The sequence below is a fragment of the Aeromonas salmonicida subsp. salmonicida genome (assembly GCF_001643305.1).
In the GTDB taxonomy this organism is placed as follows: Bacteria; Pseudomonadota; Gammaproteobacteria; order Enterobacterales; family Aeromonadaceae; genus Aeromonas; species Aeromonas salmonicida.
Map to the genome: position 1 here is coordinate 72022 of NZ_LSGW01000095.1, position 23048 is coordinate 95069.

18 protein-coding genes and 2 pseudogenes are annotated in these 23048 nt (G+C 59.5%); 7 read left to right on the forward strand and 13 right to left on the reverse strand.

The annotated features are described in order from the left end of the window. Window positions 1-36: 36 nt before the first annotated feature. Window positions 37-1448, forward strand: a pseudogene (locus AXW79_RS18110) (alpha-galactosidase). 83 nt (window positions 1449-1531) lie between these two features. Here AXW79_RS18110 and AXW79_RS18115 read toward each other — a convergent pair. The 7 genes and pseudogenes from AXW79_RS18115 to AXW79_RS24005 form a co-directional block, all read right to left on the reverse strand. After that, window positions 1532-2038 (reverse strand): hypothetical protein, encoded by a 507-nt coding sequence (locus AXW79_RS18115; RefSeq protein WP_005310800.1) that lies wholly within the window; start codon window positions 2036-2038, stop codon window positions 1532-1534. A 152-nt stretch (window positions 2039-2190) separates the two neighbouring features. Then, window positions 2191-3618 carry an exodeoxyribonuclease I gene (gene sbcB, locus AXW79_RS18120; protein ID WP_005310802.1) on the reverse strand — a complete coding sequence of 476 codons (1428 nt, stop codon included), beginning with the start codon at window positions 3616-3618 and terminating at the stop codon, window positions 2191-2193. A gap of 155 nt (window positions 3619-3773) precedes the next feature. Next, window positions 3774-4676 (reverse strand): nuclease-related domain-containing protein, encoded by a 903-nt coding sequence (locus AXW79_RS18125; RefSeq protein WP_005310804.1) that lies wholly within the window; start codon window positions 4674-4676, stop codon window positions 3774-3776. Window positions 4677-4963: 287 nt separating this feature from the next. Beyond that, window positions 4964-5734 (reverse strand): ABC transporter substrate-binding protein, encoded by a 771-nt coding sequence (locus AXW79_RS18130; protein ID WP_005310806.1) that lies wholly within the window; start codon window positions 5732-5734, stop codon window positions 4964-4966. 45 nt (window positions 5735-5779) lie between these two features. After that, a complete protein-coding gene (locus tag AXW79_RS18135; protein WP_005310808.1) occupies window positions 5780-6613 on the reverse strand; it encodes a carbon-nitrogen hydrolase family protein in 834 nt (277 codons plus the stop codon). A gap of 8 nt (window positions 6614-6621) precedes the next feature. After that, window positions 6622-7206: an aminotransferase class I/II-fold pyridoxal phosphate-dependent enzyme gene (locus AXW79_RS24000; protein ID WP_005310810.1), complete on the reverse strand. Its 585-nt coding sequence runs from the start codon at window positions 7204-7206 to the stop codon at window positions 6622-6624. Between the two features lie 94 nt (window positions 7207-7300). After that, window positions 7301-7777, reverse strand: a pseudogene (locus tag AXW79_RS24005) (aminotransferase class I/II-fold pyridoxal phosphate-dependent enzyme); the annotation flags it as partial. Window positions 7778-7890: 113 nt separating this feature from the next. On the opposite strand from AXW79_RS24005, the gene AXW79_RS18145 reads away from it, so the two are divergent. Beyond that, a complete protein-coding gene (locus tag AXW79_RS18145; protein ID WP_005310814.1) occupies window positions 7891-8781 on the forward strand; it encodes a LysR family transcriptional regulator in 891 nt (296 codons plus the stop codon). A gap of 111 nt (window positions 8782-8892) precedes the next feature. Here AXW79_RS18145 and araA read toward each other — a convergent pair whose 3' ends face one another. The 3 genes from araA to AXW79_RS18160 are packed head-to-tail and all read right to left on the reverse strand — an operon-like array spanning window position 8893 to window position 12799. Further along, a complete protein-coding gene (gene araA, locus AXW79_RS18150) occupies window positions 8893-10392 on the reverse strand; it encodes an L-arabinose isomerase (protein ID WP_005310816.1) in 1500 nt (499 codons plus the stop codon). A gap of 20 nt (window positions 10393-10412) precedes the next feature. Further along, a complete protein-coding gene (locus tag AXW79_RS18155) occupies window positions 10413-11111 on the reverse strand; it encodes an L-ribulose-5-phosphate 4-epimerase (protein ID WP_005310818.1) in 699 nt (232 codons plus the stop codon). Beyond that, on the reverse strand, window positions 11108-12799 hold the full coding sequence (locus AXW79_RS18160) for a ribulokinase (RefSeq protein ID WP_005310820.1): 1692 nt from the start codon (window positions 12797-12799) through the stop codon (window positions 11108-11110). The genes AXW79_RS18155 and AXW79_RS18160 overlap by 4 nt, the downstream gene beginning before the upstream one ends. 361 nt (window positions 12800-13160) lie before the next feature. Here AXW79_RS18160 and AXW79_RS18165 point away from each other — a divergent pair, with 361 nt between their 5' ends. The 4 genes from AXW79_RS18165 (at window position 13161) to araC (ending at window position 17742) form a co-directional block, all read left to right on the forward strand. Continuing rightward, window positions 13161-14144: an arabinose ABC transporter substrate-binding protein gene (locus AXW79_RS18165; protein WP_005310822.1), complete on the forward strand. Its 984-nt coding sequence runs from the start codon at window positions 13161-13163 to the stop codon at window positions 14142-14144. Between the two features lie 75 nt (window positions 14145-14219). Further along, a complete protein-coding gene (araG, locus tag AXW79_RS18170; RefSeq protein WP_005310824.1) occupies window positions 14220-15719 on the forward strand; it encodes an L-arabinose ABC transporter ATP-binding protein AraG in 1500 nt (499 codons plus the stop codon). 50 nt (window positions 15720-15769) lie between these two features. After that, complete coding sequence (gene araH / locus AXW79_RS18175; protein ID WP_011898811.1) at window positions 15770-16678, forward strand: L-arabinose ABC transporter permease AraH; 909 nt, start codon at window positions 15770-15772, stop codon at window positions 16676-16678. Between the two features lie 152 nt (window positions 16679-16830). Continuing rightward, window positions 16831-17742: an arabinose operon transcriptional regulator AraC gene (gene araC / locus AXW79_RS18180; protein ID WP_005310828.1), complete on the forward strand. Its 912-nt coding sequence runs from the start codon at window positions 16831-16833 to the stop codon at window positions 17740-17742. A gap of 277 nt (window positions 17743-18019) precedes the next feature. On the opposite strand, the gene galK is transcribed toward araC, so the two are convergent. Genes galK through galE form a run of 3 tightly spaced genes read right to left on the reverse strand, consistent with a single transcriptional unit; the run spans window position 18020 to window position 21273 of the window. Then, window positions 18020-19177, reverse strand: a complete 1158-nt coding sequence (gene galK, locus AXW79_RS18185; RefSeq protein ID WP_011898809.1) for a galactokinase — start codon at window positions 19175-19177, stop codon at window positions 18020-18022. Between the two features lie 9 nt (window positions 19178-19186). Continuing rightward, entirely contained in the window at window positions 19187-20227 is a 1041-nt protein-coding gene (gene galT, locus AXW79_RS18190) for a galactose-1-phosphate uridylyltransferase (protein WP_005310832.1), read from the reverse strand. 26 nt (window positions 20228-20253) lie between these two features. After that, window positions 20254-21273, reverse strand: a complete 1020-nt coding sequence (galE, locus tag AXW79_RS18195) for a UDP-glucose 4-epimerase GalE (RefSeq protein WP_005310834.1) — start codon at window positions 21271-21273, stop codon at window positions 20254-20256. Between the two features lie 312 nt (window positions 21274-21585). On the opposite strand from galE, the gene galR reads away from it, so the two are divergent. Further along, window positions 21586-22587, forward strand: coding sequence for an HTH-type transcriptional regulator GalR (gene galR, locus AXW79_RS18200; RefSeq protein ID WP_005310836.1), 1002 nt, complete (start codon window positions 21586-21588; stop codon window positions 22585-22587). Window positions 22588-23048: the final 461 nt, after the last annotated feature.

The window sequence follows — 23048 nt, forward strand, 5'->3', positions numbered from 1 at the left end:
TGCTGAACACATATTTTACAATTACAAGGAGTAGCCATGACATCCCTCTTGTCCCGCGTGCGTCAACTGGCGGCCGATAGTGACCTGCCCCCTCAGTTGTTGCAGACCCGTCAGTGGGACGGGTCCTTGTGCCGGGTCCGGCTCGACAACACGGGCAGTGATGATACCCGGGTCGCTCGCTGGGTACTGTTTGATGGCAAGCTCGGCCTCCCGCTCGACACCCCTCTCTATGGCGAAGGGTTCCAGATGCTGGCCCAGACCATGGGCAGCTGGCAATTCCCTCAATCGGTTGGCCGTTGCCCCGATTCAAGCGTCTATCGCATCACGGACGATGATGGCTATCACACAGTTCATAACCTGTTGCTGGTGGAGCATGACAAGGGTTGGCTGCTGCTCGCTTTTGCCAGTTGTCACCGTTTTGGCGGCGAGTTTCGCCTCTACCCGGATGGCCGCTTGCAGATCCTGATGAACTGCGAAGATCGCCTGTTGTCTGCCGGTCAGCACTGGCAAAGCGAGGCGCTGATCTGCCTGGAAGGGGCTGACAGGGAGGCGCTGTTGGCCGAACTGGCGGAGCGGATCGCCGCCGAACACGGCTCGCTGATCGGTCAGGTGGGCGAGCGCCCCAATGGCTGGTGCTCCTGGTATCACTATTATACGGACGTCAGCGCCGATGACATTCGCGAGAATCTGGCGGTGCGTGCCGAGCGTTTCCCGGCCCTGCGCTACGTGCAGATCGATGATGGCTATCAGGCCAAAATGGGGGACTGGCTTACTCCTTCGCCCAAGTTCGAGCAAGGGGTGGCTGCGCTGGCGGCCGCTTCCACGACACCTCCGCCACCCGGGTGGAAGCCTATCGTCGTGGGATGGCGGCTATCTTGCGCGGGGCGGGTGAGGGGGCTTTCCTGCTTGGCTGCAACGCGCCAATCTGGCCGAGCCTGGGACTGGTACACGGCATGCGGGTGAGCGACGACGTGGAGCGCAATGGCCACCGTTTTCGCCAGATCGCCCGCGAGGTCTTCTGCCGTGCCTGGCAGAACGACAGACTATGGGCGCTCGATCCTGACTGCATCTGCCTGCGGGATCTGCCGAGTCAGCAGGCCACCCCTGTGGATTACAGCTTCCATCTGGCGGCGCTGGTTGCAAGCGGCGGCATGATGCTGGCAGGAGACAGACTGCAAGCGCTTGATGGTGAGCAAGGGGGGCAACTGCAAAAGCTGCTGGCCTTGTGTGCAGTCCGAGCCCCGTCTACCCGTTTCGAGTCGATGGAGTTTGTCTGCGGCGAAGTGGTGTTGCCTGAAGGGGGTAGCCTGCTTTGCCTGTTCAACTGGGAAGCGCAACCCCAGGAGTGCCTGTTGCCGGAAGGTGGGCAGGATTTCTGGGACGAGGGCGCCATCGGTACCTCGCTTACTCTGCAAGGGGGCGAGGGGCGGGTGATCCGCTACCTCTGATCCTTTGCTGCTATAAACCATTCAGGCTCCCATCGGGAGCCTGAATGGTTGGTAAATCCTGTCAATATGCCGACCGCGTGAGGTCAGTAACGCCACTCGAAGCCGATGGCGTAGTTGGCGGCGCCATAGCCGGGGATCTCGTTGCTGGAGAGCAGCGCCTTGAAAGTGAGCCGGGCGCTGAGCGGGATACCGAGCCCCAGGCCGATGGCGACCTCATCATTGGGGTTGCCAATCACGTCGGCCCGGATCATGCGATAGAGCGACAGATCCTTGCTCATGTGCACATAGCTTTGTGAACTTTGGTTATAGAGCTGACCAAAAACCTCCAGCTGGAAACCGGCCTGGGGGGTAATGGCCAGCGGCACCCCCACAAAGTTGTAGAGATCGGAGCGGTTGAAATAGCTGTTGGTGATCTGGGGGGTGAAGTCGGTCTGCTGGTAGAGGTGGTTGAAGTTGCTTTCGATCAGTTGATAGGTTTGCTGCGGCAACCGCAACAGGTAGTCGGGGACATCAAAACGTACCGCTGCCATGCTGGCCGATGGCAGCAGGGAGCAGACGAACAAACCGAAACCGGGCAATCCTGAGCGCATCAGATGAAGCATCTCCAAGGGTCGATAGCCAAAGACAGTCAATGCAATGTTAGTGCACAAATAGTTGAAATTTCGGGAGTCTTTACTCCCCTGCCCATTATGAATGGGGTGAGGGGAGCATACAGTCATTTAACTGTGAAACCGATCACATCTCATAGATCTTCGAGGTAGCGATAGAGACTCTTCAGAATCGCAAAGTTCCGTTCGTTCCCCTGATTCTGCTCCGCCAGTGCCTCGAGACGAGGGGCATAGTCCGGCAGGCGGCGGCTGAAATAGTCGCTGCAGTGCAGACGCCAGCGTTTTTGCTCCGCCTCGCTCAGGGTATGGGGCCAGTTGCGGGCGCGGTAGCGGAACAGCATCTCTGGCAGCCGCGCATCTGTGAAGGCAAACTCACGCTCACCCAGCAGGTCGGCCGGGGTAGCGCGCACCAGATCCATGGTGGACTTGTCGCCGTGGCCGAAGAAACCGGCGTAGAGCTGGGTATCGGGGTCCGGGTCATTGCTGCCCTCGAACTCCTGATTGAACACCTCCACCAGTTTTTCACGCACCTCGGGGTGAGCGCGCAGCAGGTTCAGGCTCTTGCGGCACTGCTCCCGGTCGATGGTGAGCTCATCGGCACGTTCCGGTGTCAGGGTGGCGGCTGGCGCCAGCACACGGCATTTGTTGATGTGCACCAGTTTCACCGGAATGGCGGCCAGATCCCCCAGCTCGTCCTTGCGGGTATAGAGCCGCTCGCGGATCTCCTCGCTGGAAAGCTCGATGAGCGGGGTCGGGTCGCGGGTCAAATCCACCATGATCACCGCATTCTGGTTGGTGGGGTGCCAGGCGAGTGGCGATATCCAGCTAACGCACCCCTGCCAGGGGGAGAACATGCCGGAGACGTGGACCAGCGGCTTCATGGTCACCACATCGATGAGCGCCTTGACCTTGTTCTTGTTGCGCAGGGTAAACAGGTACTCAAACAGCTTGGGCTGGGCCTTTTTCACCAGCTTGGCCATCTCTATGGTGGCCAGCACATCGGAGAGCGCATCGTGGGCATTGGCGTGGGATACACCGTTGGCTACCGTGAGCTTTTCGAGACGAAAACTTGGTTTGCCCTCCTCATCAAAGGCCCACTCGATCCCCTCCGGGCGCAGGGCATAGCAGGCCCGCAGCATGTCGAGGATATCCCAGCGGGAGTTGCCGTTTTGCCAGGCGTAGGCGTAAGGGTCATAGAAGTTGCGATAGAGGGTGTAGCGGGTCACCTCGTCATCGAAGCGGATACTGTTGTAGCCCAGCACGCAGGTATTCGGTGTAGCGAACTGCTCGTGGATCTGGCGGATGAAATCTGCCTCGCACAGTCCGTCTTTCATCGCCTTTTGCGGCGTGATGCCAGTGATGAGGCACGCCTCCGGATCCGGCAGATAATCCGCCGGCGGCTTGCAATAGATGACCAGTGGCTCGCCGATGATGTTGAAATCTGCATCGGTACGAATACCGGCAAACTGCGACGGCCTGTCCTTCGCCGGACTGATCCCGAAGGTCTCGTAATCGTGGAAGTAGAAGGTGGGCTCAATGCCGGATTGTGCTGTTTTGCTCATAAGTTCCGAGATAGGGTGTCCGGGATGGCGACGGCGCCAAAGCACCTGGGTGAGCGGTGCCCTGCACCACAATTGCCTGCATGGTAAACCATAGCGCAGGCAGAGCGAAGGGCAGCTCGTCTGGCTGCTGGTTTATTGGGCAGACTTTCGTAGTGTCATTTGGCGATGTCTCTTACTTTTTGCTCCACCTGATGGGCAATGGCTTGAATATGTGCCAGTTCCAGTGTGCCCACTCTCAACTGGGGCAAGACTTTGGGTAGTGCGGCTGCACTGACGACATAGGGGGCGGTCGTCTTCTGACACAATTCGACATACCAGCCGGGTAGCACCAGGATCCCGCCTACCGGCACATCTGTACCCGTGGCGCTATTGAGCCAGTTACGCACCGAGGTGACACTGCGCCTAACCTGATCCAGCGGTTCGGTTTCTACATGATTTGGGAAATGCAGCACATTGTTTTCCACCCTTACCTTGAACTGCCTGGTACCGTCATTGATTGGTTTGGATCGTCCCTTGGTTTCGACAACGAAGACGCCATTGGGGGAGATGATCAGGTGGTCGATGTTGAACCCATCGAACGGAATATCGTGATAGACCCGATAGGGGTGATCTTTGGGCCTGACTAGGTATTCGAGCTCTTGACCGACGGCCAGCTCACAGGCATAGCCGAGTTTCAGATGCTGTAGGCGTTGGATGACCTGATAGGTGCGATAGGAGAAGTAGCTAAAGGCGCCTGCTGCTATTACCCCGAAAATGACTAGCTGGTTTAGTGATACCCGAGTGCCGTTGAGGGTGCTTTGTAACAATGCCAGCAGGGCGACCATGAGTAGCATCAAGGGGGTCATCAACATGAGGCCGAAGAGATCGATCCTCTGATCATCAATTTGCTCTTGCAGGGTATGGCCTGCCGGTCTGAGTAGATCCCGGGTCAAAGGGCTGGTGTGATGCCGTTTGTACCTCTTCATGATAAACGTCATGGCGCTAATCAGTAAAAACAATGGACCCAAAAAGAGCAGGGCAATCGCCAGAATTGAGGTGACCACAGAGGGGAGTTCCATTCCATCTCCTTGAAATGCGACAGACAACGAAATTATTACCGAACAATCTCTATGCGGAAGTCTCTTTTTTCGCTTGCACAGAGGGTTGCAAGGGAAGGATAGAGGTCAGAAGACAGATAGTGCTTGTCGCCATTGGTATTAGACCGGGCTCTCCCCGCGTCGAGGTGACAGGCGGCCTGCATAAAGGAGGGCAGTTTGCCGCGTTGCCGGCAGAACCCGGGTAAAAAAATGCCAGTCGGTGTCGACTGGCATGCAAGGTATGGCCTGACGGATGCCCGGCGTCGGGATCAGAGCAGGTCTTCGAGCTGGTACTTCTTGAGCAGGGTGTCGAAGGTGCCGTCGGCCTTGACGCTCTCGATGGCGGCATCGAAGCGGGCCTTGAGCTTGTTATCGTTTTTGCGCAGGGCCACCGCCACCCCTTCTCCCAGGATCTTGTCCTGGGTGCCGTTGAACTGGGGACCGACGAAGGCGAACTGCTTGCCCATCTCCTTGTCGAGGAAGCCGACCTTCAACTGCACCATGTTGCCGAAGGTGTAGTCGGCGCGGCTGGACTGCAGATCCAGCATGGGGGACTGGGCGTTGACGTAGCGCTTGATCTTGGCCACGTCACCGTAGTGGGCGGTGATGAAGTTGTCCTGGGGTGTCCCTTCCTGCACCGCTATCACCTTGCCCTTGAAGTACTCAGGGGTGTCGGCAAAGTCGGCCGCCTTGTCGCTGCGTCCCACGAAGCGGTTCTGCATCATGTAGTAGACCTGGCTGAAGGCGACCTTCTGACGCCGCTCGTCCGTGATGTTCATGGAGGACATGATGGCGTCGTACTTGCGCACCTGCAGGCCGGGGAGCAGGGCATCCCAGGGCTGGTTGATCACCTCGCACTCCGTCTTCATGGCCGCGCACAGGGCATAGGCCAGATCCACTTCGAAGCCGCCGAGCTTGCCGCTGCTATCGACCATCTCGAAGGGGGGATAGGTGGCGTCGGTGGCGATCACCAGGGGTTTGGCGGCGGCCTGGCCGGCGGTGGCCAGGGCCACCAGCATCATTGCGGTATTGAGTTTCATGGTCATTCCCTTGCAGTTGTGGCGTCTGTGGCGTCATGCCGATAGTCATGAGTTGTGTCGGCTTGCGGGGCCGACGGATATCTTGCGATGGCTGAGGGCCGGCAGCTGGCTGCGTACCTTGCGCTGGGCGGCCAGATCCAGGGTGGCGATGGCCATGCCATGACCCTCTTCCACCCGGGCCAACACTTGGCCCCAGGGATCGATGATCATGCTGTGGCCGAAGGTGCGGCGTCCACCCGGGTGATGGCCCCCCTGGGCGGAGGCCAGCACGAAGGCCAGGTTCTCCACCGCTCTGGCCCGCAGCAGCAGCTCCCAATGGGCCAGCCCGGTGGTGTGGGTGAAGGCGGCGGGCAGGGCGATGAAATCGGGCGCAGGATCGAGTCGAAACAGCTCGGGGAAGCGCAGGTCGTAGCAGATCCCGAAGCGCAGCATCCCCCAGGGCAGGGGATGGCTCACCACCTCCCGGCCCGGGCTCATGGTTGCGGCCTCGTCATACTGCTCTTGCCCGGTGCAAAAGCCGAACAGGTGCAGCTTGTCGTAGCGGCTGGCCAGGGCCCCTTGCGGGTCGATGAGCAGGCTGCTGTTGTGCATCTTGCCGGGCTCATCACTTTCAAGGGGCAGGGTGCCCGCCAGCAGCCAGATCCCGAGCTCCCGGGCCAGCCCTTGCGCCCATGCCAGCAGAGGGTGATCGCTCACGGGGGCGGCCAGGGCCACCCGTGCCCGCTCGTCGGCAGGCATCAGGTAGAAGTATTCGGGCAGCAGGGCAAACTCGGCCCCCTCGGCCGCGGCCTGACGCAGCAGGGCCTCGGCCTGGGTCAGGTTGTGGTCAAGGTCATCCCCGGAGACCATCTGCAGGACGGCAACGCGCACTGAATCCATGTTGCCTCCTAGACGCCGCACAGGCGCTCGGCGCCCGCCAGCAGGGTATCGTCATCCTTGGAGAAGGAGAGGCGGATGACCCGCTGATCCGTGCTGTCGTGATAGAAGGCGGAGACCGGAATGGTGGCGACGCCGTGGTCACGAATGAGCCGCTGCACGAACAGGCTGTCCGGCTCGTCGCTTACCCGCTCGTAGCTCGCCAGCATAAAGAAGCTGCCCGCCGAGGGGAGCAGGGTAAAGCGCGAATCCCCCAGGGCCGAGACCAGCAGATCCCGCTTGCGCTGATAGAAGGCCGCCAGCCCCTGGTAGTGGGCCGGTTGCTGCAACAGGTGGGCGAAGCCGTACTGCATGGGGGTGTCGGCGGCGAACATGGCGAACTGGTGCACCTTGCGGATCTCCTCCATCAGGGGGCGCGGCGCCACGCAGTAGCCCACCCGCCAGCCGGTGACGTGGAAGGTCTTGCCGAAGGAGAAGACGGCGACTGAGCGTTCTACCAGATCCGGATAGCGGATCACGCTCTGGTGCAGAGCGCCGTCGAACACCACGTGCTCGTACACCTCGTCCGAGAGGATCAGGATGTCGGTGCCGCGCACCAGGCGGGCCAGGTGCTCCTGATCCCCTGCCTGCCTGCCAGACGGTGCCGGTGGGGTTGTGGGGGGTGTTGAGCACTATCATGCGGGTGCGCGGGGTGATGCGGGCCGCCACTTCATCCCAGGGGATGGCGAAATAGGGTGCCTTGAGGGCGATCACCACGGGGGTGGCGCCTTGCAGCTGGATCATGGGGCGGTAGCTGTCAAACGCCGGCTCGAACATGATCACCTCGTCCCCCGGGTGCACCAGGGCGGTGATGGCGCAGAACAGGGCCTCGCTGGCGCTGGCAGTGATGGTGACTTCCTCGCCGGCGTCATAGTGGTGGCCATAGCTGGTCGCTATCTTGGCCGCCAGCTGCTCGCGCAGGGCGGGCAGCCCCGTCATGGGGGCATACTGGTTCTCCCCGGCCAGCATGGCCTCGTGGGTTACCCGGATGAGCTCGGGATCGCAGGGGAAGCTCGGCGCCCCCTGGGAGAGGTTGATGCTGGGATGGCGGGCGGCCAGATCCCCGATCACGCTGAAGATGGTGGTGCCCACCTGGGGCAGTTTGCTGACAATGCGGGGGGAAGACATGACGTCGTCACCTGAGTGTTTGAAAGATGTCCCTTTTTAGTCCTCGCTCTCTTGCCGGACAACGGATTATTCGGCATGTTATGCATGAGTTTTTCTCAAGCATGGAGGCTAGTATGTTGTCCACCCAACCCCGCAGCCAATTGCCCCTGTATGGCTTGCAGGTTTTCGAGTGTTCTGCCCGCCATCTGAGTTTCACCCTGGCCGCTGACGAGCTGTGCGTGAGTCAGGGGGCGGTGAGCAAGCAGATTGCCCAGCTGGAGGCCCGCCTCGGCCACCTGCTCTTCGTGCGCGGCACCCGCTGCCTGGCCCTGACCCCTGCCGCCGAGCGGTTGCTGCCCTTCGTTCGCGAAGGGCTGGCCCGCATAGGGGAGGGGCTCTGCGCCCTGCAAACCCTGCCCCACGAGCAGGCCATCAGCATCAAGGTCCCTTCCTGCGCCAGTCGCTGGTTGCTGCGACGGTTGCAGGACTTCGAGGGGGAGGCAGTCGAAGTGCGTGGCAGCCACAGCCACGGCATCGATTTTTCCCGCGAGCCCTTCGATCTCGCCATCGTCTATCAATCCTGTCAGGCCAGATACCCCCACAGCCAGCCGCTGTTTCAAGAGCAGCTGACCCCCGTCTGTGCCCCCGCCTTTGCCGCCAAGCACCGTTTGTTCGAGCGCACCATTGAGGAGTTGCCCCTGCTGCCCCTGCTTCATGCCAGCGCGGATCGGCGGGATTGGCGCAACTGGTTTGCCGCCTTCATCGCCACCCCCTGGCAGTCCCAGGGAGGCCAGCTGTTCGATACCCTGGATCTGGCGATGAATGCCGCCTTGCAGGGATTCGGCCTCTCCCTCGGGGATCCCACCATAGTGGCCGAGGAGCTGGAGAGCGGCGTGCTGGTAGCCCCCTTTGCCCCGGTGCTCAGCACGGATCACGAGTATGCCCTGGTTGCCCGTCCCAACAGCCAGCGCCAGGGGGTGCAGCGGGTCTGTCACTGGCTGCTGGAGAGCCGCGACCATCCCTGATCGCCGTCAGTTCCTTCCCTGACAGGGTGACATCTGTCTGCCCCATCAAAAAAGCAACAGCCCCGCTGGCGGGGCTGCTGTCATGCTGGTGGCCGCTGGCCGATTAAGGGATCAGTGGCAGATCTTGTAGTAGACCTCGTTCCAGCGCAGGGTCTCCTTGAGCGCGGGGATGCGGGTGTGCTCGTCAATCACCACGAACTCTATGCCCATGATGTCGGCGAAGGTGCGCAGCTGCTCTATGTCTACCGACTGGGTGAACACCGAGTGGTGGGCGGCGCCCGCCAGGATCCAGGCCTCGGCGCTGGTCTGAAGGCTCGGCAGGGGCTTCCACAGGGCGCTCGCCACCGGCAATTTCGGCATGGCCTCTGGCAAGTCCACCACCTCCAGCTGATTGACCACCAGCCGGAAGCGATTGCCCATGTCGATGAGGCTGGCGTTGACCGCCTTGCCGGCTGGTGCAGCGAACAGCAGACGGGCAGGGTCGGCCTTCTTGCCGATCCCCAGATGCTGGGCATCCAGCACGGGTTTGTCGGCGGCGATGGAGGGGCAGACCTCCAGCATGTGGGATCCCAGTACCAGATTATTGCCCGCCTCCAGGTGGTAGGTGTAGTCCTCCATGAAAGAGGTGCCACCCGCAAGGCCTGTCCCCATCACCTTGATGGTGCGCAGCAGGGCCGCGGTCTTCCAGTCCCCTTCGGCCCCGAAGCCGAAGCCTTGCTGCATCAGGCGCTGGCAGGCCAGCCCCGGCAGCTGGTGCAGGCCATGGAGATCCTCGAAGGTGGTGGTGAAGGCGCCAAAACCGCCCTCGGTGAGGAATTTCTTCATCCCCAACTCCTGGCGCGCCGCCTCGTAGAGCGATGCGCGCAGCGGCCCACCTGCCTGCACCGCCTCGGTCAGGGTATAGCTCTGTTCGTACTCGGCCAGCAGCGCCTCGATATCGGCGGCGGGCACGGCATCGATGATCTTCACCAGATCGCCGACCGGGTGATAGTTCACCTGATAGCCGAACTGGATCTGGGCTTCAATCTTGTCGCCTTCGGTGACGGCCACGTTACGCATGTTGTCGCCAAAGCGGGCGATCTTCAGGTGGCGGCTGTCGTGAATGGCGGCGGCGATGCGCATCCAGTTGCCGATCTTGCTCCAGGCTTCCTCATCCTGCCAGTGGCCGACCACCACTGTGCGTGGCAGCCGCAGCCGGGCCCCCATGAAACCGAACTCGCGCCCGCCGTGGGCGGTCTGGTTCAGGTTCATGAAGTCCATGTCGATCTCGCTCCAGGGCAGATCCCGGTTGAACTGGGTGTGAAATTGCAGCAGAGGCTTTTGCAGCTGACTCAGGGCCGGGATCCACATCTTGGCGGGGGAGAAGGTGTGCATCCACACCATGAGCCCGACGCACTGCTCGCTGTGGTTGGCATCGCGAGCGACGCTGCTTATTTCATCGAGGGTGGTGCCGGTGGGCTTGAGCACTATCTTGATGGGCAGCCCGGCCCCCTCGTTGAGCTGGCTGGTCATGGTATGGGCGTGATCGGCGACCTGCTTCAATGTGGTTGCGCTATACAGGTGCTGGCTGCCGACCAGAAACCACACTTCCAGCTGTTTCATAAACTCCATGATCTTGTCCTCTTGATTGATTAAGTCTCGGTCTGGCCGTAATAGGCGTGCTTGCCATGTTTGCGCTGGTAGTGTTTCTCCAGCAGGTAGTCTGGCAGGGCTTGCGCCTGCGGGTTTATCTGGCCGGTGAGCCAGGCCATGCGCGCCACCTCTTCCAGCACAACGGCGTTGTGCACCGCATCATCCGCATCCTTGCCCCAGCTGAAGGGGCCGTGGTTGGCCACCAGCACCCCCGGCATGGTGAGAATGGGGGTCTGTTTGAGGGTCTCGACGATGAGATGACCGGTCAGCTCCTCGTAATCCTCTTCGACCTCCCTCGGGGTGAGCAGACGGGAGCAGGGGATCTCGCCGTTGAAATAGTCGGCCTGGGTGGTGCCAAAAATCGGGATGGCGCGCCCCGCCTGGGCCCAGGCGGTGGCATGGGTGGAGTGGGTGTGCACCACGCCGCCAAGTTCAGGGTAAGTGCGATAGAGCACCAGGTGGGTGGCAGTGTCGGAAGAGGGGCGCAAGGATCCTTCCACCTGCTTGCCCGCGAGATCCAGCACCACCAGGTCCTCAAGCTGCATCTTGTCGTAACTGACGCCGCTCGGTTTGATGACCACCAGACCCCGCTCCCTGTCGATGCCGCTCACATTGCCCCAGGTGAAGGTCACCAGATGATGGCGCGGCAGATCCAGGTTGGCGGTCAGCACCTGCTCTTTGAGAGATTTGAGGTTCATGCCAGTGCTCCCTGGTTGTAGAGGGGCTCGGCGGCATGGCTCCATTGAAGGTAACGCTGATAGAGCCGCTCATATTCGGCGACCCGTTCAGGGTGTGGCTGGTGGGTGCGCTCCACGGCGCTCGCCATGTCCCGCTGTGCATCAGCCACATCCGCGTAGATACCGGCCGCCACGGCGGCAAAGATGGCCGCGCCCAGGGCGCAGCACTGATCCGATGCCACCACCTGGATGGGGCGATTCATCACGTCGGCGCAGGTCTGCATCACAGTCGTTGATTTGCGGGCGATGCCGCCGAGCGCGATCACCTGGTCCACCGGCACCTGTTGGCTAGTCATGCACTCCATGATGCTGCGGGCACCGAAGGCGGTGGAGGCCACCAGAGCGCCGAACAAGTCGGGCGCATCCGTGCCGAGGTTGAGGCCGGTGACAGTGCCCTGCAGGCGCTGGTTGGCGTAAGGGGTGCGGCGTCCGTTGAACCAGTCGAGTACCACCGGCAGATGGGCCAGATCGCGTTGCTGATCCCAGGCGGCGGCCAGGCTTGGCAACAGCTGCTGCTTGTGGGCCTCGATGGCGGTATAGAGCTCCGGATACTGGGCGGCGAGCCGGTCCAGCGGCCAGCTCAACTGGCGCTGATACCAGGCGTAGATGTCGCCAAATGCCGATTGTCCCGCCTCCAGTCCCACCCTGCCCGGCACCACGCTGCCGTCCACCTGGCCGCAGATCCCGGCAATGGCACGATCGCCAATGGTGGCTTCATCGGCGATCAGGATGTCGCAGGTGGAGGTGCCTATCACCTTGACCAGCGCATTGTTGCCGGCCCCGGCCCCGACCGCGCCCATGTGGCAGTCGAAGGCGCCGCCCGCTATCACCACCTCGCAGGAGAGGTGCAGCCGCTCCGCCCATTCGGGCGTCAGGGTGCCGACCGGCAGATCGGCGGTCCAGCTGTCGGTGAAGAGCGGGAAGTCGAGATCCCGGGTCAGCAGCGGATCCAGCGCATTGAGAGAATCGGCGGCTGGCAGGCCGCCCCAGCTCGGGTGCCAGAGGGACTTGTGGCCGGCGGAGCAGCGCCCGCGCTTGATATTGGCAGGGGCCTGGGTGCCGCTCAGGATGGCGGGTACCCAGTCGCACAACTCGACCCAGTTGCAGGCGGCGGCGCGCACCGCAGCATCGCTGCGGGAGACGTGCAGTATCTTGGCCCAGAACCACTCGGAGGAGTAGATGCCGCCGATATAGCGGCTGTATTCGGGGAACTGGCCGCCGTGGCAGAGCGCCGTGATGGCTTCTGCTTCCTCGATGGCGGTGTGATCTTTCCACAGCACGAACATGGCGTTCGGGTTGTCGGCAAACTCAGGGCGCAGGGCCAGCACCCGGCCCTCTTCATCGATGGGGGCGGGCGTCGAGCCCGTGCTGTCAACCCCTATGCCGCGCACGGCGGCGCGCTGGGCGGGGGAGAGCTGGCCCACCACCTGCACCACCGCCTGTTCCATGGACTCCAGATAGTCGAGCGGGTGGTGGCGGAACTGGTTGGTGACCGGCTGGCAGTAGTGACCGGCCTGCCAGCGCGGGTAATAGACGACATGGGTCGCGAGTTCAGCGCCGTCGTGGCAACGCACGGCAAGTGCCCTGACCGAATCGCTGCCGAAGTCGAGTCCGATGACGATGTGCTCGGACCTGGGGTGCTCAGACATATGTGCTCCTGACCATCAATGAAGGGGTAACAGGGAGGAACCATAGGAGATGCACAGAGCGGACGGTTAGCCATTGGCTGCTGGAAATATGGATTTAAACGCTGTCAGTGCAAGAGGGTGACGACCCTCTGGAATTTGATATGTGACTATTTTGCTAAATATATAGACAAAATGGCTGCAATTTCATGGCGTGATCCTGCTCTCCATTTTTTCATGTGAAAACGATTACAACTTGGTTCGCTCATCTAGCGACAACAATAACGTCATGTTTGAACGTGCTTTTATGCGGCTACGGAGTGAATCAACTGAACAGCCGCACTTCGTTGATACATGGATTGATAGAACAGTTGGAGACACTCGCATGAACAAAATAGTTAAAAGCATGATTGCAGTAGGGTTTGCCCTCGGTATAGCAAATTCTGCTTTCTCTGCTGAGGCATTGAAGCTGGGCTACCTGGTCAAGCAGCCGGAGGAACCCTGGTTCCAGACCGAATGGACCTTTGCCGACAAGGCCGGCAAGGATCTCGGTTTTGATGTCATCAAGATTGCCGTGCCCGATGGCGAGAAGACCCTCAATGCCATCGACAGCCTGGCGGCCAACGGCGCCAAGGGCTTTGTCATCTGCACCCCTGATCCCAAGCTGGGCTCGGCCATCATGGCCAAGGCCAACAGCATGGGGCTGAAAGTCATCACGGTGGACGATCAGTTCGTCAACGCCAAGGGCAAGCCCATGGAAAATGTGCCGCTGGTGATGATGGCCGCCACCAAGATAGGGGAACGCCAGGGGCAGGAGCTCTACACGGAGATGCAAAAACGCCAGTGGGACGTGAAGGCGACAGGGGTGCTTGCCATCACGGCCGATGAGCTGGATACCGCCCGTCGCCGGGTTGAGGGTTCTCTGAGCGCGCTCAAGGCCGCCGGTTTCCCCGATGCCCAGATCTATCGTGCGCCGACCAAGGCCAATGACATTCCGGGGGCACTGGACGCCGCCAACTCCATGCTGGTGCAGCATCCCGAGGTGAAGAACTGGCTCATCGTCGGCATGAATGACAACACTGTGCTCGGCGGCGTGCGCGCCACCGAAGGGCAGGGCTTCAAGGCCGCGAACGTCATCGGTATCGGCATCAATGGGGTGGACGCGGTGAACGAGCTGTCCAAGTCCAGCGCCACCGGTTTCCTCGGCTCTCTGCTGCCAAGCCCGGATGTGCACGGCTACAAGAGCATCCAGATGCTCCATGACTGGGTGGTCAATGACGTAGAGCCGGCCAAGTTCACCGAAGTGACCGACGTTGTGCTCATTACCCGCGACAACTTCAAGGTCGAGCTGCAGAAAAAAGGTCTGTGACAGGCGCGGTTTAACCCCTGACATCTCTACAGGCATGGTGCAAAACCGCCCATGCCTGTTACCTGGAGTAAACACATGGATCAGTCAGTTCCTTATCTGGAGTTTTGCGGCATCAGCAAGGAGTTTCCTGGCGTCAAGGCGCTGCAAAACGTCTCCTTTTCCTGTCACCGGGGCACAGTGCATGCGCTGATGGGCGAAAACGGCGCAGGCAAATCCACCCTGCTCAAGATACTGAGCGGCTTTCAGGCTCCCACTACAGGGGTGGTGAAGCTGGATGGCCAGGAGAGGGTGTTTCAAAACACGGTCGATGCGCTGGAGAGCGGGATCGCCATCATTTACCAAGAGTTGCATCTGGTCCCCGAGATGACCATCGCCGAGAACATCTATCTGGGTCAGCTGCCCACTCGGCACGGCGTCATCGATCGGGAAAAACTGTACCGGGATGCGACCAGACAGCTGGCGCGCCTCGGCATGGATGTGTCGCCCGAGACGCCGCTGAAGTACCTGTCGCTGGGCCAGTGGCAGATGGTGGAGATCGCCAAGGCCCTGACCCGGGATGCGCATATCATCGCCTTTGACGAGCCGACCAGCAGCTTGTCGTCCCGCGAGATAGAGCAGCTGTTTCGGGTCATTCGCCAGCTGCGCGATGAGGGCAAGGTCATCTTGTATGTCTCCCATCGCATGGACGAGATCTTCGAGTTGTGTGATGCCATCACCGTTTTCAAGGATGGCCAGTTTGTACGCACCTTTGACGCTATGGCGGAGGTCAGCCGGGATCTGCTGGTCAAGACCATGGTGGGACGCGAGCTGACGGATATCTATGGCTACAGTCCTCGTCCATTGGGGGAGCTTGGCTTGCAGGTCAGCAACCTGATGGGACCCGGCCTGAAGGCACCCATTTCGTTTGAAGTGAAACGCGGCGAGATCCTCGGCATTTTCGGTCTGGTGGGCGCCGGTCGCAGCGAGCTGATGAAGCTGATTTTTGGTGCCGACAAGATGGTGTCCGGCGAGATTTCGGTGTTCGGCAAGCCGGTACCCATCCGCAATCCCATCGATGCCATTCACAGCGGCATCATGCTCTGTACCGAGGACAGAAAGGCCCTTGGCATCATCCCCATCCACTCTGTGCAGGAAAACATCAATATCAGCGCCCGGCGCCACAAGGCGTGGGGAGGCTTCTGGATCAACCAGAAATGGGAAGACGAGAACGCACGGCTGCGGATCCGCGACATGCGGGTCAAGACCCCGTCTCCTCATCAAGCCATCATGAACCTCTCCGGCGGCAACCAGCAGAAGGCCATTCTGGGCCGCTGGCTCTCCGAAGACATGAAGGTCATCTTGCTCGACGAGCCGACCCGCGGCATCGACGTCGGGGCAAAAAATGAAATCTACAACGTGATTTACGATCTGGCCAAGGTAGGTATTGCCGTTGTGGTGGTCTCCAGTGAGCTGCCGGAGGTACTGGGCATTGCGGATCGGATCATGGTCATGCGGGAAGGGGTGATCGCAGGGGAGCTTTCCCACCATGACGCCAATGAAGTCAAGGCGCTGAACCTGGCCATGCCGGCCCGTTGATAACCCATGACAGCGATGTAACAGCATCCGGAATAATCAGGAGAAATACCATGACAACAACGACTTCTGTCGGTCAGGCCGCGACTGTCTCGGCGGCCACCGGCACCAGAGTGCAACTGGCTCGAGTGTGGGATCAATACGGGATGCTGGTGATCTTCGCCATCCTGTTCCTGCTGGCCTGCGTGCTGATCCCCAACTTTGCCAGCCTGATCAACATGCGTGGCTTGGGCCTAGCGGTCTCCATGTCCGGCATGGTGGCCTGCGGCATGCTGTTCTGCCTCGCCTCCGGTGAATTCGACATGTCGGTCGGCGTCCTGTTTGGCCTCATCAACGGCATAGTGGTGGCCAAGTTCAAGATCAATGCCCTGATCACCACGCTGGCAACCATGCAGATGGCGCGCGGGGTGGGCTACATCATCTCGGACGGCAAGGCGGTCGGCATAGTGGAGGAGGGCTTCTTCGAACTTGGCAGCTCAGCCCTGCTGGGGATCCCGACGCCTATCTGGCTGACGGCGCTGTGCTTCGTGCTGTTTGGCCTGCTGCTCAACAAGACCACCTTTGGCCGCAATACCCTGGCGATGGGGGGCAATGAAGAGGCCGCCCGGCTGGCGGGGGTCAACGTGGTGCGCACCAAGATCATCATCTTCACCATGACGGGGCTGATCGCCTCGATTGCGGGGATCATTCTCGCCTCCCGCATGACCTCCGGGCAGCCCATGACCTCCATCGGCTTCGAGCTGGTGGTCATCTCGGCCTGCGTGCTGGGAGGGGTCTCCATGAAGGGGGGCATTGGCAAGATCTCCTACATCATCGCCGGTGTGTTGATCCTGGGCTTGATGGAAAATGCGATGAATTTGCTCAACATATCCCCGTTCGCCCAGTACGTGGTGCGTGGCTTGATCCTGCTCGCCGCCGTCCTGTTCGACCGCTACAAGCAGGTGCGCAAGGCACGAGTCTGACCCTGGTTTTCTCACGCCATCTCAGGCCAGCATCTCGCTGGCCTTGTTGTCTGGTCCTCCCCCGGCGCGCAGCAGACCCGACTGTGAGCCAGTTCAATAAATTCACACTGCGCTGGCCGTCAGATAGCGTGTTCCCAAAGCGAGTCTCTACAATGGCCCATGCCGATTTTTTTACCCAAGCGCTTTTTTGTGCCATGTCATCAATGCAAAAAGAGAAGCCAAAACAACTCAATCCCCTGTTGCCCGGATATGCCTTCGATGTCTTCCTCGTCTCTGGCATGACCCCTATCGAGCAACACAGCCCGCTCGACTTCATCATCGACCGACCTGGTGGCATGAAGGGGTTCATCGTCAACTTGACCATCAAGGGCAAGGGGCAGATCTTTCAGGGTGATCAGGCGTTCACGGTGGAGCCAGGCGACTTGCTGCTCTTCCCGCCCGCGGCCGTGCACCATTACGGCAGGGCACCGGATGCCCGGGAGTGGTATCACCGCTGGGTCTATTTCCGGCCAAGAGCCTATTGGGCCGACTGGCTCAAGTGGCCGCGGGCGGTCGCCAATGTGGGGCGCCTGAATCTGGCAGACGGTCAGTTGCTCGATGAATTTGATGCGCTGTTTCTCGATATCGAAGAGACCCACAAGCAGCTGAGGCCCATGTCGGAGCAACTGGCGATGAACCTGCTGGAGCGGCTGCTCATCCGCTGTTACGAGGCGTCCTCCCTGACGGAATATCCCGCCATTGATCACAGGGTTCACGAGGCGTGCCAGATCCTGAGCGACTCGCTTTCGGCTGAGATATCGGTCGAGGCGCTGGCCGAGCAGGTGTTTTTGTCTCCTTCGCGGCTGGCCCACCTGTTTCGTGAGCAAGTGGGGGTGAGCATAGTGCGTTGGCGCGAAGATCAACGGATCATGCGGGCCAAGCTCCTGTTGCAGACCACGCCCATGTCGGTCGCCGCCATTGGCCAGCAGGTGGGGTATGACGATCAGCTCTACTTCTCACGGGTATTCAAGAAACGGGTCGGTGTCAGCCCGACCGAATATCGCAAATGCGCCACCCCGCTGTGACAGGGGGATTGCAGACAGGTGAAGCAAAGCACGGGCGAGTGGCATCAAAACACCGGGTATTGGCCGCAAACAGGGACGTCACTGACGTCCCTGTTTGCCGATTGACCTGCTGGTGTTGAAGAGGATGGGAGAGATGACGGTGCCATGTTTGCCCATGTCTTTGCTGCCAGAGCCTGGCTAGGGTGCAACGCGTTCAAACCGGCGTCAGTTCTCTCCCGACGATGTCACTATTCGTGATGGCTACGAAGAGTGCCCGATAGCGACATCGTCAGGGACATCAGAGGATACCGGCGCCTGCCGAGGGTTTACTGATATAGATGCTGGGTTGCAACCCGCTGACCTGGGGATAGCGGGCATTGACCTGTTCACAGACTATCGAGGTCAGTGAATGTGGCACCAGCGCCACAACGCAGCCACCGAAGCCGCCACCCGTCATTCTCACACCGCCGCGACTGCCGATGATCTCCTTGATGATGTCGACCAGGGCATCAATGGCGGGCACGGTAATGGCAAAATCATCCCGCATCGAGGCATGGGAGAGCGCCATCAGCTCTGCCATCATGAGCATGTCTTCATTGGCCAGGGCATCGGCTGCGGCCAGGGTCCGTTCATTCTCGGAGATGACATGCCGTGCGCGGCGGGCGACGACGGGATCCAGCTCATCGGCTCGGGAGACAAACTGCGTCATGGTCAGATCGCGCAGCGCCTTGACGCCAAAATGGCGGGCCGCCTCTTCACATTGTGCCCGGCGGGCATTGTATTCACTGTCGACCAGTCCGCGGCGAACATTGGAGTTGATGATGACAACATCGATGCCAGCCGGAATACGGACGGGGCGAGTCCTCAGGCTGCGGCAGTCGATCAGCAGGGCGTGATCCTGCTGACCCAGAGCCGAGATGAACTGATCCATGATGCCGCAGTTGCAGCCGACGAACATGTTCTCTGCCAGTTGCCCATTGAGGGCGATATCGGCCTGACTGATGTCGAGGTGATTCATCTCCTTAAATACCTGCCCCACGGCCACTTCCAGAGAGGCGGAGGAGCTCAGGCCAGCGCCCTGCGGGACATTGCCACTGAGCACCAGATCGGCACCGGTCAGTTCGCAGCCCCGCAGCAGCAGATACTTGATGACTCCCCGTACATAGTTGGCCCACAAGTATTCAGGGCGTGACGCTATGGGACGGCTCAAATCAAACTCATCCTGCTGATTGTTGTAGTCAGCGGCGATGACTCGCACCAGGCTGTCCTGACGAGGAGCCGCACTGATCACTGTCTGATAGTCAATGGCACAGGGGAGTACAAAACCGTCGTTGTAATCCGTGTGTTCACCGATCAGATTGACGCGACCTGGCGCTTGGATGGCGAGGGTCGGATGGTAACCGAATTGGGTGTAAAACGTGGTATCAGTCATGCTGCGTGGTGATTCAATACTCATAACTCAACCTCAAACCTGTTCACGAAAATGGACATCACTGACAGCACGCAGTCGTTCGGCCGCTTGCTCTGCCGTCAGATCACGCTGCGTTTCTGCCAGCATTTCATAGCCGACCATAAACTTACGCACGCTCGCAGAGCGCAGCAGGGGCGGGTAGAAGTGGGCGTGCAACTGCCAGTGGTCGTTCTCTGAGCCATTGAAGGGGGCGCCATGCCAACCCATGGAATAGGGGAAAGAGCACTGGAACAAGTTGTCATAACGGCTGGTCAGTTTCTTGATCGCGAGCGCCAGATCTGCCCGCTGTTGCGGGTTCAATGCGGGCAGGTGCGCCACCGAAAACTTGGGCAGCAGCAAGGTCTCGAACGGCCAGGCGGCCCAATAGGGCACGACCGCCAACCAGTGCTCCGTTTCAACCACGGTGCGACGGCCATCGGCTCGCTCGCGCTCGACATAATCGAGCAACATGGCGCGGCCATGTTTGGCAAGGTATTCCCGCTGGGCGTTGTTTTCTTTCACGGCTTCGTTGGGCAAGAAGCCGTTGGCCCAGATCTGTCCGTGGGGATGTGGATTGGAGCAACCCATCATGCTGCCCTTGTTTTCGAATACCTGGATCCAGGGATAATCATGTCCCAGCTCTGCGGTCTGCTCGCACCAGGTATTGACCACGGCGGTGAGTGCCAGGAGCGGCAGCTCGGGCAGTGTCTTGCTGTGATCCGGTGAGAAGCAGATCACCCGGCTGGTACCACGGGCACTCTCCAGCTGGAACAGGGGATCGTCACTGGCCGGTGCTGCCGGTGTGTCTGTCATCAGGGCGGCAAAGTCGTTGGTAAAGACGAAGGTCTCCTGATAATCCGGATTCTTGTCACCGGTGACACGGGTATTGCCTGCGCAGAGGAAACAGTCAGGGTCGTGGGGGGCTCGCAGGGTACGATCCGGCTCATCCTGCTGACCCTGCCAGGGGCGTTTCGCCCTGTGGGGCGAGACGAGTACCCACTGCTGGATCAGCGGGTTATAACGACGATGCGGGTGATCGGTTGGTTCAAATTGCATGGATAATTGCTCCTCGTGCTGGCCACTCATAGGGTTGGATAGCCGTTCGGATTTTGTGATTGCCAGCGCCAGGTATCGGCGGTCATGTCATCAATGGTGCGATGAGCTTGCCAGCCCAGCTCGGTGAGGGCCCGGCTGGGATCTGCCCAGCATTGGGCGATATCCCCCGTGCGCCGTGGCACTATTTCATAAGGCAGGTCACGGCCACAGGCCCGGGAGAAGGCGGCGTGTATGTCGAGAACGCTGTAGCCATGTCCTGTTCCCAGGTTGTAGACATGAACGCCCGACTGCCCGAGCTTGCTCTGCAAGGCCGCCACATGCCCGTCGGCCAGATCCATCACATGAATGTAATCGCGCACGCCAGTGCTATCCGGGGTGGGATAGTCATCCCCAAAAATGGCGAGTTTGTCACGGCGTCCTACCGCCACCTGGGCAATATAGGGCATCAGATTGTTGGGGATCCCCTGTGGGTCCTCACCCATCAAGCCACTGGGATGAGCGCCCACCGGATTGAAATAGCGCAGCAGGGTCAATGACCAATCGGGCGCCGCATTGGCAAAGTCCTTGATGAGGCGCTCAACCATCAGCTTGCTCTGGCCATAAGGATTGGTGGCTTGCAGGGTTGGGCTCTCCTCTCGGACAGGCATGGTGTCCGGCTCGCCGTAGACGGTGGCCGATGAGCTGAACAGCAACGTCTTGACCCCGGCACGCTGCATCGCCTGCAACAAAACCAGAGTGCCGCTGACATTATTGTCATAGTATTCAAGGGGTTTTTGCACTGATTCCCCGACGGCCTTGAGTCCGGCGAAATGGATCACGGCATCAATCTGCTGTTCCGCGAACACCCGATCCAGCAAGCTGGCGTCACGCACATCCCCCCGATAGAGCACTGGGCGCTGCCCACTGAGAGTTTGGATACGTTCGAGAACACTTTCTTTGCTGTTGGCGAGGTTATCTAACAGTATGGGGGTCATACCGGCAGCGATAAGCTGCAGACAGGTATGACTTCCTATGTAACCAGTTCCACCGGTGACAAGGATTTTCAACATGTGGTGCTCCTTGGTGCTCATTCCTGTTGGTGTTTTTATTGTGTAACCGCTTTCCCTTATTGTGCTCTTGCCGGAAAGGGGAGGGAAGATGGCTGTGCATTTAATGTGATTTTTGTCACAAATGGTCTTCGGAAAGCTGGCTTGTCGGGATTTTGTGTATGTAAGCGAGTTACACTGCCGCCGACATGTATTGATAGGATGCTCCCGCTTTTTAGATGAAAGCCGTGTCAGGCATGGGAAATGCCGGTAGTATCTTGAACCCATGAAATAATGGTTTTTATTTGTACCGTTCACCGGAAAAGCTAATCCATGGCAACAATCAAAGATGTAGCACTCCTGTCTGGCGTATCTGTCGCCACAGTCTCACGTGTCATCAATAATTCTCCCAAGGCGAGTCAGGCATCCCGTGATGCTGTCTTCAAGGCGATGAATGAACTCAACTACCATCCCAACGCCAATGCGCGGGCCTTGGCCCATCAAAGCAACGAGACACTGGGGCTGGTTGTTGCAGATGTGTCCGACCCCTTCTTCGGCACCATGGTGAAAGCCGTAGAACAAGTGGCACAGTCGACGGGCAACTTCCTGCTCATCGGGAATGGCTATCACGATGCCGTCAAAGAAAAGCATGTGATAGAGCAATTAATTGGCCATCGCTGTTCGGGGCTGGTTGTGCATGCCAAAATGCTGCCGGATGAAGAGTTGATCCAGATGATGAGTTATGTCCCTGGCATGGTGCTGATCAATCGCATCGTCCCCGGGTACGAGTCCCGCTGTGTGGCGCTGGACGATCGTTATGGCTCCTGGTTGGCAACTCGTCATCTGATCCAGGAAGGGCACAAGAAGATAGGGTTTCTCTGCTCCAATCATCAGATCTCTGACTCACAAGATCGCTTGCAGGGTTACCTTGATGCGTTGCAAGAGCACGAGATAGCCGTCGATGAGCGCCTGATCTCCCGTGGCAGTCCGGATGAACTGGGCGGTGAGGCGGCGATGACTGAACTGCTGAGCCGAGGCCAGCATATGACGGCAGTGGTCTGCTATAACGACTCAATGGCAGCAGGGGCATTGTCCGTGCTGAGCGACAATGGTATCGAGGTACCGCAGGAGCTATCACTGGTCGGATTTGATGATGTCCTGATTTCTCGTTATTTGCGCCCTCGCTTGACGACGGTGCGTTATCCCATCATCGCCATGGCCACCCAGGCTGCCGAGCTGGCGATCGCCTTGTCAAAAGGGGGACCCCTGCCCCAGACGACCCATATGTTTAGCCCTACTCTGGTTCGCCGTCATTCGGTCCGGAGTATTGACTGACATTCCCCTGATCCCCCTCTGTCGATAAGTCATCAGGCAAGGCCGTCAAGGCGCCTTGCCTTTTTTGTCTCTTCCTTGTCTGTGTACTCTTCCTCTTGTTGCTGCGTATGGCTGTCCAGATGCAACAGCGCCATCATCCATCCATCCATGTCTTGCACCAGGTGATGCTGCTCACATTTTTGATGGACCCGCTGCAATTTCCGTATGTCGTCATCGCCGTTGATTTCCTGAATGCATAAGCCGTGTAATCGATAACACCCTAGCTTGTATTTTTTATTGCTTAGCAATCAACAACTTAAAAATGGTTCATTATTGTTTGTTTAGTAATTAAATGCTTCAGTGATGTAATAATTACAATTATGTGAGTTGTATCATGTCAGTGGTGGCTTGAATCTTTCTATAATCCACTCCGGCTAGTGAAAGCGCTTTCCCTCTGGATTGGTGAGCGTTCATCAAGATAA

What these genes read in the sequence shown, in the direction of transcription:
- AXW79_RS18115 (WP_005310800.1), bottom strand. Translation starts at nt 2,038, where the DNA reads ATGCGCTCAGGATTGCCCGGTTTCGGTTTGTTCGTCTGCTCCCTGCTG.
- sbcB (WP_005310802.1), bottom strand. Translation starts at nt 3,618, where the DNA reads ATGAGCAAAACAGCACAATCCGGCATTGAGCCCACCTTCTACTTCCAC.
- AXW79_RS18125 (WP_005310804.1), bottom strand. Translation starts at nt 4,676, where the DNA reads ATGGAACTCCCCTCTGTGGTCACCTCAATTCTGGCGATTGCCCTGCTC.
- AXW79_RS18130 (WP_005310806.1), bottom strand. Translation starts at nt 5,734, where the DNA reads ATGAAACTCAATACCGCAATGATGCTGGTGGCCCTGGCCACCGCCGGC.
- AXW79_RS18135 (WP_005310808.1), bottom strand. Translation starts at nt 6,613, where the DNA reads ATGGATTCAGTGCGCGTTGCCGTCCTGCAGATGGTCTCCGGGGATGAC.
- AXW79_RS18145 (WP_005310814.1), top strand. Translation starts at nt 7,891, where the DNA reads ATGTTGTCCACCCAACCCCGCAGCCAATTGCCCCTGTATGGCTTGCAG.
- araA (WP_005310816.1), bottom strand. Translation starts at nt 10,392, where the DNA reads ATGGAGTTTATGAAACAGCTGGAAGTGTGGTTTCTGGTCGGCAGCCAG.
- AXW79_RS18155 (WP_005310818.1), bottom strand. Translation starts at nt 11,111, where the DNA reads ATGAACCTCAAATCTCTCAAAGAGCAGGTGCTGACCGCCAACCTGGAT.
- AXW79_RS18160 (WP_005310820.1), bottom strand. Translation starts at nt 12,799, where the DNA reads ATGTCTGAGCACCCCAGGTCCGAGCACATCGTCATCGGACTCGACTTC.
- AXW79_RS18165 (WP_005310822.1), top strand. Translation starts at nt 13,161, where the DNA reads ATGAACAAAATAGTTAAAAGCATGATTGCAGTAGGGTTTGCCCTCGGT.
- araG (WP_005310824.1), top strand. Translation starts at nt 14,220, where the DNA reads ATGGATCAGTCAGTTCCTTATCTGGAGTTTTGCGGCATCAGCAAGGAG.
- araH (WP_011898811.1), top strand. Translation starts at nt 15,770, where the DNA reads ATGACAACAACGACTTCTGTCGGTCAGGCCGCGACTGTCTCGGCGGCC.
- araC (WP_005310828.1), top strand. Translation starts at nt 16,831, where the DNA reads ATGGCCCATGCCGATTTTTTTACCCAAGCGCTTTTTTGTGCCATGTCA.
- galK (WP_011898809.1), bottom strand. Translation starts at nt 19,177, where the DNA reads ATGAGTATTGAATCACCACGCAGCATGACTGATACCACGTTTTACACC.
- galT (WP_005310832.1), bottom strand. Translation starts at nt 20,227, where the DNA reads ATGCAATTTGAACCAACCGATCACCCGCATCGTCGTTATAACCCGCTG.
- galR (WP_005310836.1), top strand. Translation starts at nt 21,586, where the DNA reads ATGGCAACAATCAAAGATGTAGCACTCCTGTCTGGCGTATCTGTCGCC.